Here is a 14,245-nt window from a genome sequence, read left to right as displayed (position 1 = left end):
CGTAGTCGTTGCGTTACTTGCGCCATTTTGTACAGTCTATATCAAAAAACAAATATGAAAAAAGAATCGAAAACTATTTGATAGAAGACATGTCTTATCAGAAGAAAGCTAGACAGTCTATTGAATGCAAATGGTACCTTGCAGGGCTTCCAAGTTATTGGATAAACGTTATTTTTTCGGATGAACCATATGTCGTCTATGTTTATTTTGTTCATGATAAAGACCATGTAGGGCAATTTGAGCATTACACAATTGATGGCACAACTCTTACGACAGAACAATTAAAACACTTTAAGCCTTACGAATAAATTTGGGTTATTAGAAATGAAAGCGTATGTGAGCATGAAAGCTTGAATACGCTTATTAATTAATAGCTGTGAAAAATGCATTGTAGGTTGAAGCGATGTTTACCCCGCACGAACAGTTAGTAAGACGCTCACCTCAAGTGGGAAGGTGAACATTAAGTAGGTGGTCGATGTACTGACCGTAAAAGCCCAATTGCTCCAACTACCAATCAGTGGGGCCAAAGAAAATCCCTACTGATTGAAGTTTCACTTCACTAATCGTTCCAATGAGAGGGTCGCTTCAAATGACCGGGCAATATTGTTTTGCTATTGCCTTTAGCAGAGTTAATTTGCATTTGCGTAAGAAACATACTTGTAGATAGATTTGCACCGCTTAACTCGGCATCTCGTAAATCTGCACCAATAAAATCGACGCCTCGTAAATCCGTATTTTGCAAATTAGCGGCAATTAGATAGGCTCCTCGAAGGTCAGTCGCTGTCAAATTTTTGCCCTTGAGGTTTTTCCCAACCCAATCGACCCCTCTAAAATTGTATTTTCGCTTATTTTTAGCTTCACAAGCCTTAGCCATTACGCCAAGCCGTATTTGTTCACTTGTTGCTAAAAGCAAAGCATTGACGGGCATTCGGTATTTCATAATATCAATGACTAACAGTGTATCAGCATCTTGCCTTGTTAGTTGCTGTAGTTGCGCTAATTGGCTGTTTAGTTTTTCAGATAAGGAACTTGATACCTCATAAGACAATGCCTCTGCCAAATACGCAATCATTTCATATAACTGTTCCATAATTGGAAATACACGAAACATTTTTGCGGCAACTTGCGGGTTTTTTCGCCAGTCTTGTCCACCAAATGTAGTTTGAGAAACCATTTGTCCAGCGCCTAAACAATCAAATACGGTACAACCCTTAAAGCCTTTTTCTCTTAGACTACTGTGAATGTGACAGCTATAATCTGCCTGCAAATTTTGGCAAGGTGTGCCCGCTGCCTTATTCATGGCAAAATCACTAGATGCCACAATATTGAGCGCCGTGCAACAAAGGCCAAAGCAGTTCTGACAATCTGCTTGTAAGCTCTCTCTCATCTTTTTCGCTGTGTTACCTTTAATTTTTTCGCCAAACATAATTGTTTCCCCTCTTAACGAATAACTGAAAATAGGATGCTATTTTTATTTAATTTTACATGACTTTTATTAAAATAACTAAACTTTATGCTGTCAAAAATGAAATTTATCCCGCAATAACGGTCAGTAAGACGCCCACCTCAAGTGGAAAGATGAGAACGAATCAACTAGGTGGTCGATCAACTGACCGTAAAAGCCCGATTGGTTCAACTAACAATCAGTGGGATGAAGAAAAACCCCACTGATTGAAGTTTCACTTTATCCCGCAATAACGGTCAGTAAGACGTCCACCTCAAGTGGAAAGATGAGAACGAATCAACTAGGTGGTCGATCAACTGACCGTAAAAGCCCGATTGGTTCAACTAACAATCAGTGGGATGAAGAAAACCCCCACTGATTGAAGTTTCACTTTATCCCGCAATAACGGTCAGTAAGACGTCCACCTCAAGTGGAAAGATGAGAACGAATCAACTAGGTGGTCGATCAACTGACCGTAAAAGCCCGATTGGTTCAACTAACAATCAGTGGGGATGAAGAAAACCCCCACTGATTGAAGTTTCACTTTATCCCAATGTTTAATTTGAAATAATATGTCGCGCTGTGATATAGTCGAGATACGATATAGTCACAGTGCGACATATGGAGGTAAACAAATTGGAAAAGTTATTAAAAAAATATGTACCGATGACTGAAACCGCATTTTATATATTATTATCTCTTACAGAGCCACGTCATGGGTATGGCATTATCAAACGCGTAGAAGAATTAACGGACGGTCGTATAAAGCTTGGCTCAGGCACCATATACGGTACGCTAACTAAAATGCAACAGGATGGAATGATTTCAGTCTTTGCGGATGAACGTAGAAAAACCATCTATGAAGTAACGGCAATTGGCAAGCAAGTGATGCAGGCTGAAATGATGCGTTTAAAGGAAGTACATGCGCATGTATTACGCTTTGAGGGGGATTTTAGGTGAAGAGGATGAAATGGCTGTGGAGCTATGAGATTGATAAAACTGAAAAATGGCTAACGGATATGGCGAGCCGGGGCTATCATTTGCGTGATTTTAATGCGGTGACACGTATGTTTACCTTTGAAGAGGGGGAACCAAGAGCAGTAGCATATGCGATTCGTTTGGATAAAAATATGTTACCCAATGCTTTGGAACAGGCGGGATGGCAGATAGTAGCGTCTTCGAGTCGATGGCAATTTGTAAAAAATGAGCAAACGACAGAGGCTCCTGTCTATCCATCTCGGGAAACCATTGTAAAACGAGCTAGAATGCATACGTATTTATTTATCCTATTAGGCATATTTTTTGTTACAGCACAGTTGAATATAATTTTAATAACTGCAATCATGTCAAATGTGATTGGCGGTATAAACTGGTGGTCGATTGCTATACCTCTTGCTATTATTACACTTTTTATTTGCTTATCAATTTATGTGTATAGGGCATACCGAAAGTTTGAAAAGCAAGAAATGGATATGACTGTTCCTGACATAGGCAGCGGGCGAAAGGTGCGGAAAATGAAACTTGGCTGGATGTATTTGCCGCTGCAAACGAAGGAATGGCTCGAGGAACAAGCACGACTTGGATTAGAGTTAGAACGTGTGACTGCAGCTATTTTTACATTTCGTGAAACGGGAAGCAAATGCATTGCTTATGAAGTTAGCTTTGAGCCAAAGGTTGATAGTAGCTTCTTTACCATTCATAAGGAAATGGGCTGGCAGTTAAAGTTTGCATCCAACATCACATGGCTCCATTATTCGATTTGGGCAATGCCATATGAAAAAGGAGAGAATACACCGGCATTGACCTATGATCCTAAAGAGAAGATTCGTGGTATGAAAAAAGCATTATATATGAGCGCAGGCATCGGGGGTTATTTGCTACTATTTCTTGGTTTTTCTTTATATACGAATTTTTATAGAATGGCAGACTCCTTTTTTGAATGGTCGATTGACGGTGTATTACGTGTGCTGTTAATTTTATGTGTGGCATTATGGGCAACAATACTTTCTAGAACAATAATTGGCTATTTTAAAGAATTGAAAATGATCAAAGCAGGACTGTAAATAGGGAATATAGAGGAAAGAGTGATGGGATGCTACAGGTCAATGTGGAGAATGCGAGTTTAATATTAGAGGGAGGTACGTTTCGCACGTTGTTTACATCGGGCGTTCTAGATGCCTTTTTAGAGCATGACATTATGATGCCTTATGTCGTAGCAATTTCGGCAGGCGCCATCAATGCATGCTCTTATGTATCACAGCAAAAGGAACGTTCCTTACGTGTATTGATGGATTATCGTCATGATAAGCGTTATATGGGCTTGAAAAATTTTCTCAAAGAGAAGAGTCTATTTGGCTTAGATTTTGCTTATAATGTGATTCCTAATCAGTTAGATATTTTTGATTGGGCGACGTACCAGCAATATCAAGGGAAATTACTTTTTGGTGTAACGAATGCAACGACGGGGCAAGTGGAGTATATGGATGCTCGTGAAATGGATCGACAATGTACGATGTTGCGTGCTACTTGTGCCATTCCCATCCTATTTCCGGAAATAAAATTAAATGATACTGCCTATTATGATGGTGGATTAGCAGAGCCTATACCGATTCAGCATGGTATTGAGAGAGGCTTTGATAAACATGTGCTTGTGTTAACGCGACCAAAGGGTTATCGAAAAAAGCTAGATAGGCAAAGCAAGTGGGCAATGCGATTGCTTGCGAAACGTTATCCTAATTTAGTGAAAAGTATGGAGAAGCGGGCTGATCATTATAATGCCTCATTGGCGCGCTGTGAGCAGCTAGAGGAGGAAGGTCGGGCATTTATATTTCGACCTACTGAAGCATTAAATAGCTTTGAGAAAGATACTACACAAATGCGTTCCAATTATGAAATGGGTTATGAACAAGCTTTGCAGCAAATGGCAGCACTGAAGCAATTTTTAAAATAACGGTTGCCATGTACTAACAGCAAGTAAATGTCAACTTGCCTATTTCAAATGCCATAGTAAAGGGTCGAAGGAAGAGCACTGTTTTTTAGGCTCTTCCTTTTTCCTTTCTTTGGCTATTGCAAATTATTTCGTCATAGTGTAATATGTTTCTAGTACACTATGACACGAGGTGTTTTCATTGAAAAAATTTTCAGGTCTGATGAAGAAGGAATGGGTACTTTATAGAGGGAGGCTTTTTTTCACAATCATTGGAGGCCTTGCGCTTTCGCTCGTAGTTCCCTATTTATTGCTACGTCTTGGAGACGGTTTTACAACGGCGCATCAACAATTATTCTTTCTCTTCACGATACTTGTATTAATGCTGGGTAACTTTTATGCCGTATTACAGTTTTTCACGAGTATGCTTTTTGATTTAAAGGCGAAAGAAATGTGGCTCCATTCAACGAGTTCCATAGCGCAACTGGTTGGTGTAAAAATTATTTTCACATTAACCGGGTATGCAATATTCAATCTACTCTTTACGTCGCTCGCGCTTTATTTTGTAAGAGAAAATTATGTGGCAACTTTTGGGGAAGTCCTATTGTTACTGTTCCTCATTGTAGGAATGATTGTGATGTTCCAATTTGTTTTGTTTGTGATACTCCTACTCTTCTTAGCATTTTATCTACAAATGAAGCATTTTATAGGTCGTTTTGCCATCGTTATTGCCATTCCTGCGTTTTTCTTGAGTATGGATGTATGGTTCCGATTTACAGAGAGTGAATTTTATGATAAAATCTTCCAGTTCGGTGAAATTCGAATTAGTCGATTGGAACAATATTTACCAAAAGCTGAAGTGCCAACCATGCAAATTGAACTGGGCTCGTTGTACTTTGTGGAAGAATTCTTTTTTATCATTGTACTTGCACTCCTTTTTATCGTAGCGACAAAGTGGCTTGAGAAGGTGGTATTGCGATGACATTGGATTTTTCGCGTGACAAACCAATTTATAGCCAGCTCGTAGATCGTATATGTGGTGATATTCTGAAAGGGAAGTTATTACTTGGGGACCGACTGCCTTCTGTTCGAGAATATGCTGTGGAAACGGGCGTGAATGTTAATACCGTACAACGTGTGTATAAGGAGTTGGAAGCGATGGATTTAACGGAAACTAAACGCGGTCAGGGGACATTTATTACAACCAATGAAGAGCGAATAGTAGAACTACGAGAAGATATGAAAAATTTATTAGCACAAAATTTTTTGATTTCCATTGAAGCACTTGGGTTTTCAAGGGAAGAAATGCTCGTTGTTTTACAAAAGAAATCGTGAGGTGAAATAAATGTTACAGTTATCCAATGTTTCTTTCCGTTATTTAAAAAAGCCTATTATTCAAGACGTGACTTTTTCTTTTCCTACTGGGCAAATCATCGGGCTTGTTGGTGAAAATGGCAGTGGAAAATCGACGTTATTGAAAGTTTTGACAGGTTTGTTGTTGCCATCGAGTGGGGAAGTACTGTTGAATGGGCAATCTGTTACGCGCAGAAGTGCTGATCAGATTGCGTATTTGCCAGACACCGATTTGTTTTTTGATTTTTATACGGGCGAGCAGCTATTGCAGCACTACGCCTCGCAGTTTGAAGATTTTTCCTACGATAAGGCCTGTATCGTTGCACAATTTTTGCATGTTGATATGGATACCAAGTTAAGGAATTTATCCAAAGGCAACCGAGGACGAATGAAAATGGCGGCAACGCTTGGCCGAGAGGTGCCGTATTATGTGATGGATGAACCATTCGCTGGTCTTGACCCAATTGTTCGTGAAGAGCTGATCAAAGGGCTGATCCAATTTACAGATATTGAACACCAAACCATTATTTTATCGACACATGAAGTATACGAAGTTGAACCAATTTTAGATCAAATCATCCTTTTGCAAAATGGCGCTATACTTGCGCATGATGAAGTGGAGACTATTCGAGATGTCACGAATAAGGATGCACTTCAATGGATGAAAACGTACTATAGGAAAGGGTGAAATCCATGCAACAACCAATTGTCCAACTACAAAACTTATCAAAAACCATAAAAGGTAAGCAATTGATTCACAATTTAAATATCGATTTATATCCAGGGCAGATTACTGGATTTTTAGGACCAAATGGAGCAGGGAAGACGACAACGATTCGGATGATGACCGGACTCATGCATCCATCAGAAGGAAAAGTCATTATCGATGGCCAATCTTTACAAGAGCATTATGAGGAAGCTATTAGTAAGGTTGGCGTCATTGTAGAAAATCCCGAAATGTATAAATATATGACGGGTTATAAAAACTTACTGCATTTTGCACGAATGCATAAAAACGTGTCAAAAGCGCGTATTGATGAAGTCATAACTCAAGTCGGATTAGAAAACCGCATTCATGAAAAAGTATCGACGTATTCACTTGGGATGCGTCAACGTCTGGGCTTAGCACAGGCACTTTTACACCGACCAAAATTTTTAATATTAGATGAGCCAACAAATGGCCTTGATCCTGCAGGGATTCGAGAGTTTCGTATGTATTTACGTAAAATTGCAACGGAAGATGGCGTGTCTGTTTTTGTATCGAGCCATTTACTGTCAGAAATTGAGCTTATGTGTGATCGCGTAGCCGTTATTCAAAATGGACAATTAATTGACATACGTGAAATAAATAATGAAACAGCTTCATTTTATTATATTGAGGCAACACCAAGTGAACAGGTTACAGCACAGTTACAAAAACTGGATTACAGCTTTACGGTTGACAATAATGGTGTCGTAGTGGAAATAAAGAAAGAAGACATTCCTAACCTTATGACACAGTTCGTAAATGAAGGTATTCAGCTATTTGCTGTACAACCACATCAAAAAACATTAGAAGATCAATTCTTGGAAATGACAGGAGGTGGGCAAATTGTTGAAGCTAATTCAAAATGAATGGATGAAATTATGGCATAAAAAAGGAACTTGGGCGATGGTCGCGCTGTTAATCGTTGTGATTATTGGACCAGGTATCATGATGAAGTATTATGAATCAAAGACTGCAGAAGACTTGTCATGGCAAGAAAATGAACAACAAACGATTTCAAATTATAAAGAATCCCTAACAAATGAAGAACTTACTGTAGAAGATAAAAAATATTTCGAAGAGCAAATTGCCCTTTCTGAATACCGTTTAGCAAATGATGTACCAAATCAAACGGAAGGAAGCCTCGAAAGTTTTATGTCCTTTACAAGCAGTATGCTGACTTTAGTGACATTATTTACAGTGATTACGGCAGCGAGTATCGTATCGAGTGAGTTCTCAACAGGTACGATTAAAATGCTGTTAACACGTCCGATGACTCGCGCAAAAATATTAACCTCTAAATTAGTTACTACTTTCCTATTTGGACTATTTTTATTCTTAGTGAATGTCATTGTCAGTGCAATTGTAGGCTTTGTGCTATTTGGTGTAGCAACGGGCACGGAGTTAGAAATGGTGGATGGTCAAATTGTTGAAAAAGCAGTATGGGGCGATTTAGCTTATCATTACTTACTGTCTGCTGGTGACTTTGTCATGTCTACCTTGTTTGCCTTCTTAATTGGCTCTGTCTTCCGTTCAAGCTCATTAGCAATCGGCCTAACAATGTTTTTATCATTTACGGGTACAATGATTGTCATGTTCTTAAGTAAATATGAAATTGTGAAATACGTGTGGTTAACACATTCGAATTTAACGCAGTATGAAACAGGTGGTTTAATGATAGAGGGTATCACAATGCCATTCTCTCTTACTATACTCGCTATCTACGCAGTGATTTTCCTTGTGATTAGCTACTTGTCATTTATGAAACGTGATGTAACAGCATAAAAAAGACGCGGTATGAAAATGGTGATTTTCATACCGCGTTTTTTGTAATGAAGACGGAGAGGAGATAAACGCGGGTAATACAGTGTTTACCGCGGGTAATACAGTGCTTGCCGCGGGTATTTGACTAGCTACCGCGGGTAATTCAGATTAATCCGCAGACCTTGAGTTACGCGACAGTATACTATGAATGTTTAGCAATGATTTGCTGTAGTTTTGCTTGTAAATTCGGTAAATCCTGTGTTGTAATCGTTGTTCTTACAAAGCTTTCATCCATATCTAATGCTTCAGCAAACAAACTGCCTAGTCCCTTAGCTTTTCGGTCAATTTGCAATAACACCTCAAGTGAATAATCAGATTGTGACAAAAAGACAAGCTCCAGCTCATCAAGATGGCTTCGATAGCTACCAGTCGGCACAAATTCAAATTCCTGTGCGAATGGATAGTTTCCACGGAAGCGAGCTGAAGCCTGTTCACATTCAGCTTCACGTAAACGGAAACCAAGACCGCTTACAGCTTCGAGTACACTTTCAGCGAGTTTCGTCGGTTGAACACGAATATAGTCTTTGTCGTTCGGGTCTACAGCATTTTTAATATCAAGTCCTGTTTGAACCCATACTTGTGTTTTACCAGCCGTAATCGGCGTATCAATCGGTAGTGTCAATGAAATAGGAAACACTTTATGTTCGCCCGCTGCTATTGAGAATGGTTCTGTTACCTTTACCTTGTGAATAGCGGCTACGTCTGTATACTTCCTATCATTGGATTCTCGTATATAAGTAGTATGAACCGAGATATAGATAGCGTCGATTTGCTGTTCCACATTCCCGCCCCGTACAAGTATCTCTCCGTGCATGACTTCGCCCGCTCTGTATGTAGCCTTTTCTAATTTCGTATCAACCGTTGCTGCCCCAATACCAATACTTGCAAGTGCTTTGTTGAATAATGACATTTGAATTCCTCCTAAAGTGTTAGATAGCTACTTATACGCAAGAATTCACAAAAGGTTTCAAGGCCCTCGTAAATTTCATTACTATGGAAGAAAAACAGAAGAGGCGTACATATGGAAGTGGAATACCAGCAGCAGTTACTTCAAAACTTCTTGGCAGAAGGGTTTTCACACATTGTTTCCAATACTTATTTTTTAGCAAAATATTTGACAGCAGATATTGAAGCATTTCAAGCTGTGTGCCATTTCGTATTTAAGGATGAACGTGAAAAGACATGCCTATCAACTTTTAGAGACACCCGATTCTTTATGGGTGCTTATTAGATTCAGACATCATTCGGTCAAAAATACTGCTATCTCATCAATTAAAAATGCCAGATAATTAGTTTCTGCATAATTCCTTCATATTTACCTCTTATACTAGGTCAATGTCAGATCTTGAAAAGGGGATTTTGTTGATGAAAAAAGGAAAAATCATGTTGAGCTTATTTATAGCGAGTTTAGTAATGTCCGCCTGTAATGCAAAACAACAAGAGGATGTATTTACGTATGGAGAAGTGAAAAATAGCAAAGTTGCACATATTCATGGATTAGGTTATATAAATGGAGGACATGACATTGCCATTGCCACGCATGACGGATTATATAAATACGGTAAGGATGGATGGCAGGAAGCGAATGGACAGAAACATGATTATATGGGTTTTCAAGCTACGCGAGAGGGCTTCTTTGCTAGTGGTCACCCAGAAGAAGGGGCACATTTGAAAAATCCGTTTGGCTTAATTAAAAGTACGAATCAGGGTGCCAGCTTTGAACAATTGGCTTTTTATGGGGAAATCGATTTTCATTACCTTGCAGCTGGTTATGATTCGAATATGATTTATGTCTACAATGAAACTGCTACTGATAATATGGAAATAGGATTACACTATTCGGCTGACGAAGGGAAAACATGGGAAAAAGTTGCGATGACGGGCTATCATTCGAATACAATAGCCAATCTCGCCGCACATCCATTAAAAAAGCAAGTATTAGGTATTGGTAGTCAGGATGGGCTATTCATTTCAGATAATTATGGTGAAAACTTTACATTAATGAATGACGCAAAAATGGTGACGTCTGTCACATTGAATGACATCGGAGGCTACTATTCAAATATCGAGAATAATCATGTGTATTTGACTTCGTTTTTATTTGGAAATAAAAGCGAGCGTCAGATTCCACTGCCAACAGGTCAAAAGTTACAGCCAATTATCTATCTAGCGGTTAATCCACAACAAGACAAAGAACTAGTCATCATGACAAATAATATAGATATCTATGTAACGAGGGATGAAGGACTATCATGGGATAAGCTTGCATCAGATGGCGAGTTACTAGATTAAAAAGGGTGATACACAATGTATAGTTTCATGTCAGAAATTAGTCAATTAGTAAGTGGGCCGATTACGTTGTTTTTAACGTCGTATAAACATTCGCCATTCATCATTGCCATCCTTCTTGGACTAATTGGCGCGTTAGCACCTTGTCAGTTAACAGGTAATATGAGTGCCATCACCTTCTATGGCAATCGAACGATACAAATGAAAAGTAATGGCGGGGATATCGTATTTTTTATCATTGGAAAAGTCGTAGTCTTTAGCATAATAGGCTTATTTGCTTGGTTGTTTGGACAATCCTTCGAAACGGAAATGACAGTCTATTTCCCTCTTCTTCGCCAAGCTATTGGACCTATCATGTTGCTGACTGGTCTTGTTCTCCTTGGCATTCTAAAATTGAAATTTCTAAATCGTCTCCCTTCACTCATTCCTCAAATGCTAAAAGAGGGGAAATTTGGTTCGTTTTTAATGGGCGCTAGTTTTTCAATGGCCTTTTGCCCAACGATGTTTGTGCTGTTTTTCGTATGGCTGATGCCAACCGTGGTGACCACATCTTATGGACTGATATTGCCAGGGATTTTCGGCATTGCAACGTCGGTCCCACTAATACTAATGCTTGCGCTCATGTACATGTTCGATACAAAACGTATCATTATGAAATCTAGCATGAAAATGGGCAAGATAATACAAACAGCTGCAGGGATATTGCTAGTCTTTATAGGGGTTACAGATACAATTACTTATTGGGGTTTGTATTAACAACCATATAGTGAGGAGCTAAAATAGATGTTTTCAGACTTGAATATACTGCTAGCCTTTGGAGCAGGTTTGTTAAATTTTTTATCACCATGTACATTGCCTTTATATCCAGCGTTTATTTCCTATATAACAGGAATGTCTTTGGATGAGTTACAAGGTGAAAATAAAAAGTCAAAACGAATAGGGATGCTACATACAATATTTTTCCTTTTAGGATTTTCTATTATATTTATTTTTTTAGGCTATAGTTCGTCAGTTGTCGGATGGTTGTTCTTTCAATATCAAGATTTGCTGCGTCAAGTAGGGGCTATATTAATTGTCATTTTCGGTTTGATGATTATTGGTGTATTCTCACCTAAATTCTTGATGAATGACAAAAGAATACAGTTTAAGAATCGACCAACAGGCTACTTTGGTTCTTTCTTAATTGGACTTGCATTTGCTGCGGGGTGGACGCCGTGTACTGGCCCCATCACAGGTGCAGTGTTTATGATGGCATCACAAAATCCAAATGTAGGAATGCTCTATATGCTTGCGTACGTTTTAGGATTTGCAATCCCGTTTTTCCTACTAACACAATTTGTGACGAAAGTTACTTGGATTCGAAAATACAGTCGTAAGATAACAAAAATCGGCGGCTATATAATGATTGCGCTTGGCTTACTGCTCTTTTTCGATGGTTTGACCTATATTATTATGTGGTTAAGCCCTTTCTTTAATGGATTTTCAGGTTTTTAAAAATAGTGTTTCAGTATAGTTAGTTTCAATTGAAGGTGAGTCGTCCAGTAATGTAAGGATAGGGTGTAAGAACGCCAACTATCACTTTAAAAATTTCGCGATATTCCTGCGGATCATCCGTGGAAATGGAGCGGAATTTTTTTGTGCACTTATGACCCCACACGCTTTTTAGCATGCCTCCTATTTTTTTATTATGTGCCAGCTACAACTGTTATTAAAAGTGCTACAATTTAGTCACCATGTACTAGACAAAATTTTACTAGAAAGAGTGAAAGAAATGATTTATGCTATCGTCTTATTTATAGTAGCTGGCATTGGAGAGATTGGAGGGGGCTATTTAATTTGGCTGTGGTTAAGAGAAGGTAAACCCTTTTACTGGGGAGTTTTAGGCGGTGTTGCTTTAGCATTATATGGCGTTGTGGCTACATTTCAGTCCTTCCCAACTTTTGGGCGAGTTTATGCGGCTTATGGTGGTGTGTTTATCGTGCTGTCTATTTTATGGGGCTGGGGCATTGATGGGAAAAAGCCGGATATATTGGATTGGGTTGGAGCGGGGATTTGCTTAGTAGGTGTGCTGGTTATATTATTACCGCGTTCATAACTGAAAAGAGGTACTGTCTGACACTGTATAAAATCAGCATTGTCACCTCGTTAAATGTATGGTTAGCGCAGCATAGTGACAGGATATTGAGAATAAAATGTGAAGTAATGTTTGCGAAAAAGAATTGTTTGAGCTAGACAAAAAAATAGGTAGCTGACGTTGTCATCAGCTACCCCTGTTATTTTTCTAATTTTGTTAATGTTTTGCCGCTCCAGCCGAATGCCACTGTTAAGATTGGGCCAAGCAAACAGAAGAAGGCGAAAGGTAGGTAGGTTGTCGTTGGTATATCCAGGACACTAGCAATAAATATCCCACAGACACTCCAAGGTACGAGCGGATTGACAACTGTACCAGCATCCTCCATCACACGTGAAAGGTTTTTTGGAGCCAGTCCGACCTTTGCAAACTGTGCTTTAAATGCCTCACCAGTAAGTAAAATGGATAGATATTGCTCACCAATTAACGTATTAATACCTATTCCTGTAAGGGCAGCACCGGTGATGACTGAGCCCGCACTGTTAAATAAGCTTTCAACTTTTCCTAAAATACTTTGAATAATACCTAGCGTAAATAATAGCCCACCCATTGTTAATGCGAGTAATACGAGGGCAATCGTAAATAGCATGCTATTCATACCACCACGAGTAAGCAGTGCATCTACTTCCTTATTACCAGTTTCAGATACATAGCCTTCAAAAAGTATTTTAAAGACATTTGAAATGGCAAGTGGTTCTTGGATGTACGCAAGACCCACACCAACAATTGACACGATTGCAAGTGTAATGAGCGCAGGCGCCTTATAAAACGTCATTACTACAAGAACGACGATTGGCAATAAAGTATACCAATGAATAAGGCCAGTTGACAGCAAACCTTCTTTAAAATGCTCTACCGTTTCAAAGGAAGTATCTGCTCCAGTTGGTGATAAAATAGCGTACAGTATGAATGAAATGATGAAGGCAGGAATCGTCGTCCAGCCCATATTCTTAATATGCTCAAAAAGATCGACACCAACTGTACCTGATGCCAGATTTGTTGTATCAGAAAGCGGAGACATCTTATCTCCGAAAAATGCACCTGAAACAATGGCTCCAGCCGTTATCGCAAGTGAAATATCCATTGCGCCTGCAATGCCCATAAAGGCAACCCCAACTGTTGCGACTGTTGTTAACGAGCTACCAACGGAGATGCCGACGATGCTACAAATAAGAAAAACGATGGCAAAGAAAAAACTTGGTGAAACAGTGAGAAATCCATAGTATATGAGCGTTGGAATTGTGCCACCCATAATCCAACTCGAAATTAATATGCCAATAAAGAAGAAAATAAAAACGGCGCCTAATCCGGCACTTGCACCAGCTATCATCCCAGCTTCCAACTCACGAAATGGCACTTTTTTTATAAGTCCATACGCGATTAATATTGAAATGACAAGCACAATGGGAATATGTGGTGTTGCTTGGAAAATCCCAATGCTAACAGCCATCGTGGCAATAATTAATAGTATAATGAAGCCTGCCTCCAAAAATCGAGGGTTACTTTTTGCTTCGATTCGAAACATGTTAATCC

The 14,245-nt window shown here is 39.1% G+C and carries 17 protein-coding genes; 14 read left to right on the top strand and 3 right to left on the bottom strand.

Annotated features, from left to right (window positions below; translation table 11 throughout):
• The first annotated feature begins 89 nt into the window (after positions 1–89).
• Positions 90–308 carry a hypothetical protein gene (locus ACOMCU_RS12950; protein WP_155242514.1) on the top strand — a complete coding sequence of 73 codons (219 nt, stop codon included), beginning with the start codon at positions 90–92 and terminating at the stop codon, positions 306–308.
• A gap of 251 nt (positions 309–559) precedes the next feature.
• Here ACOMCU_RS12950 and ACOMCU_RS12945 read toward each other — a convergent pair whose 3' ends face one another.
• Positions 560–1,426, bottom strand: a complete 867-nt coding sequence (locus ACOMCU_RS12945; protein ID WP_421050422.1) for a pentapeptide repeat-containing protein — start codon at positions 1,424–1,426, stop codon at positions 560–562.
• Positions 1,427–2,065: 639 nt separating this feature from the next.
• Here ACOMCU_RS12945 and ACOMCU_RS12940 point away from each other — a divergent pair.
• The 8 genes from ACOMCU_RS12940 to ACOMCU_RS12905 all read left to right on the top strand — a co-directional run bounded on the left by ACOMCU_RS12940 (position 2,066) and on the right by ACOMCU_RS12905 (position 8,253).
• The gene (locus ACOMCU_RS12940; RefSeq protein ID WP_421050421.1) at positions 2,066–2,404 is read left to right on the top strand and encodes a PadR family transcriptional regulator; all 339 of its coding nucleotides are present in this window, start codon (positions 2,066–2,068) and stop codon (positions 2,402–2,404) included.
• A gap of 5 nt (positions 2,405–2,409) precedes the next feature.
• Complete coding sequence (locus ACOMCU_RS12935) at positions 2,410–3,507, top strand: DUF2812 domain-containing protein (protein WP_421050450.1); 1,098 nt, start codon at positions 2,410–2,412, stop codon at positions 3,505–3,507.
• Between the two features lie 29 nt (positions 3,508–3,536).
• Positions 3,537–4,394: a patatin-like phospholipase family protein gene (locus ACOMCU_RS12930; RefSeq protein WP_010861060.1), complete on the top strand. Its 858-nt coding sequence runs from the start codon at positions 3,537–3,539 to the stop codon at positions 4,392–4,394.
• A gap of 178 nt (positions 4,395–4,572) precedes the next feature.
• Entirely contained in the window at positions 4,573–5,352 is a 780-nt protein-coding gene (locus ACOMCU_RS12925) for a hypothetical protein (protein WP_010861061.1), read from the top strand.
• Complete coding sequence (locus ACOMCU_RS12920; protein WP_010861062.1) at positions 5,349–5,705, top strand: GntR family transcriptional regulator; 357 nt, start codon at positions 5,349–5,351, stop codon at positions 5,703–5,705. The genes ACOMCU_RS12925 and ACOMCU_RS12920 overlap by 4 nt, the downstream gene beginning before the upstream one ends.
• Before the next feature lie 10 nt (positions 5,706–5,715).
• The gene (locus ACOMCU_RS12915; RefSeq protein ID WP_010861063.1) at positions 5,716–6,411 is read left to right on the top strand and encodes an ABC transporter ATP-binding protein; all 696 of its coding nucleotides are present in this window, start codon (positions 5,716–5,718) and stop codon (positions 6,409–6,411) included.
• A gap of 5 nt (positions 6,412–6,416) precedes the next feature.
• Positions 6,417–7,337, top strand: a complete 921-nt coding sequence (locus ACOMCU_RS12910) for an ABC transporter ATP-binding protein (protein WP_010861064.1) — start codon at positions 6,417–6,419, stop codon at positions 7,335–7,337.
• A complete protein-coding gene (locus tag ACOMCU_RS12905) occupies positions 7,315–8,253 on the top strand; it encodes an ABC transporter permease (protein ID WP_010861065.1) in 939 nt (312 codons plus the stop codon). Before ACOMCU_RS12910 ends, ACOMCU_RS12905 begins: the two co-directional genes overlap by 23 nt.
• Before the next feature lie 181 nt (positions 8,254–8,434).
• On the opposite strand, the gene ACOMCU_RS12900 is transcribed toward ACOMCU_RS12905, so the two are convergent.
• Positions 8,435–9,202, bottom strand: a complete 768-nt coding sequence (locus ACOMCU_RS12900; RefSeq protein ID WP_010861066.1) for a sporulation protein — start codon at positions 9,200–9,202, stop codon at positions 8,435–8,437.
• A gap of 111 nt (positions 9,203–9,313) precedes the next feature.
• Here ACOMCU_RS12900 and ACOMCU_RS12895 point away from each other — a divergent pair, with 111 nt between their 5' ends.
• The 5 genes from ACOMCU_RS12895 to ACOMCU_RS12875 all read left to right on the top strand — a co-directional run bounded on the left by ACOMCU_RS12895 (position 9,314) and on the right by ACOMCU_RS12875 (position 12,676).
• Positions 9,314–9,523, top strand: coding sequence for a hypothetical protein (locus ACOMCU_RS12895; protein ID WP_421050420.1), 210 nt, complete (start codon positions 9,314–9,316; stop codon positions 9,521–9,523).
• 134 nt (positions 9,524–9,657) lie between these two features.
• Positions 9,658–10,584 carry a F510_1955 family glycosylhydrolase gene (locus tag ACOMCU_RS12890; protein ID WP_010861067.1) on the top strand — a complete coding sequence of 309 codons (927 nt, stop codon included), beginning with the start codon at positions 9,658–9,660 and terminating at the stop codon, positions 10,582–10,584.
• A gap of 15 nt (positions 10,585–10,599) precedes the next feature.
• Entirely contained in the window at positions 10,600–11,337 is a 738-nt protein-coding gene (locus ACOMCU_RS12885; protein WP_010861068.1) for a sulfite exporter TauE/SafE family protein, read from the top strand.
• A gap of 27 nt (positions 11,338–11,364) precedes the next feature.
• Positions 11,365–12,075 carry a cytochrome c biogenesis CcdA family protein gene (locus tag ACOMCU_RS12880; protein WP_421050419.1) on the top strand — a complete coding sequence of 237 codons (711 nt, stop codon included), beginning with the start codon at positions 11,365–11,367 and terminating at the stop codon, positions 12,073–12,075.
• A gap of 277 nt (positions 12,076–12,352) precedes the next feature.
• Positions 12,353–12,676, top strand: coding sequence for a YnfA family protein (locus tag ACOMCU_RS12875; RefSeq protein WP_010861070.1), 324 nt, complete (start codon positions 12,353–12,355; stop codon positions 12,674–12,676).
• A gap of 178 nt (positions 12,677–12,854) precedes the next feature.
• On the opposite strand, the gene nhaC is transcribed toward ACOMCU_RS12875, so the two are convergent.
• On the bottom strand, positions 12,855–14,237 hold the full coding sequence (nhaC, locus tag ACOMCU_RS12870; RefSeq protein WP_010861071.1) for a Na+/H+ antiporter NhaC: 1,383 nt from the start codon (positions 14,235–14,237) through the stop codon (positions 12,855–12,857).
• Positions 14,238–14,245: the final 8 nt, after the last annotated feature.

The organism is Lysinibacillus sp. UGB7 (assembly GCF_049058285.1).
GTDB classification, from domain to species: domain Bacteria; phylum Bacillota; class Bacilli; order Bacillales_A; family Planococcaceae; genus Lysinibacillus; species Lysinibacillus sphaericus_B.
This window is presented reverse-complemented; position numbering and strand designations above follow the sequence as displayed.

Bases quoted from the DNA above. Each gene is read 5' to 3' on its own strand.
- ACOMCU_RS12930 (WP_010861060.1), top strand. From the start codon at position 3,537: ATGCTACAGGTCAATGTGGAGAATGCGAGTTTAATATTAGAGGGAGGT.
- ACOMCU_RS12945 (WP_421050422.1), bottom strand. From the start codon at position 1,426: ATGTTTGGCGAAAAAATTAAAGGTAACACAGCGAAAAAGATGAGAGAG.
- ACOMCU_RS12915 (WP_010861063.1), top strand. From the start codon at position 5,716: ATGTTACAGTTATCCAATGTTTCTTTCCGTTATTTAAAAAAGCCTATT.
- ACOMCU_RS12935 (WP_421050450.1), top strand. From the start codon at position 2,410: ATGAAATGGCTGTGGAGCTATGAGATTGATAAAACTGAAAAATGGCTA.
- ACOMCU_RS12885 (WP_010861068.1), top strand. From the start codon at position 10,600: ATGTATAGTTTCATGTCAGAAATTAGTCAATTAGTAAGTGGGCCGATT.
- ACOMCU_RS12875 (WP_010861070.1), top strand. From the start codon at position 12,353: ATGATTTATGCTATCGTCTTATTTATAGTAGCTGGCATTGGAGAGATT.
- ACOMCU_RS12880 (WP_421050419.1), top strand. From the start codon at position 11,365: ATGTTTTCAGACTTGAATATACTGCTAGCCTTTGGAGCAGGTTTGTTA.
- nhaC (WP_010861071.1), bottom strand. From the start codon at position 14,237: ATGTTTCGAATCGAAGCAAAAAGTAACCCTCGATTTTTGGAGGCAGGC.
- ACOMCU_RS12950 (WP_155242514.1), top strand. From the start codon at position 90: ATGTCTTATCAGAAGAAAGCTAGACAGTCTATTGAATGCAAATGGTAC.
- ACOMCU_RS12910 (WP_010861064.1), top strand. From the start codon at position 6,417: ATGCAACAACCAATTGTCCAACTACAAAACTTATCAAAAACCATAAAA.
- ACOMCU_RS12920 (WP_010861062.1), top strand. From the start codon at position 5,349: ATGACATTGGATTTTTCGCGTGACAAACCAATTTATAGCCAGCTCGTA.
- ACOMCU_RS12940 (WP_421050421.1), top strand. From the start codon at position 2,066: ATGGAGGTAAACAAATTGGAAAAGTTATTAAAAAAATATGTACCGATG.
- ACOMCU_RS12890 (WP_010861067.1), top strand. From the start codon at position 9,658: ATGAAAAAAGGAAAAATCATGTTGAGCTTATTTATAGCGAGTTTAGTA.
- ACOMCU_RS12900 (WP_010861066.1), bottom strand. From the start codon at position 9,202: ATGTCATTATTCAACAAAGCACTTGCAAGTATTGGTATTGGGGCAGCA.
- ACOMCU_RS12895 (WP_421050420.1), top strand. From the start codon at position 9,314: ATGGAAGTGGAATACCAGCAGCAGTTACTTCAAAACTTCTTGGCAGAA.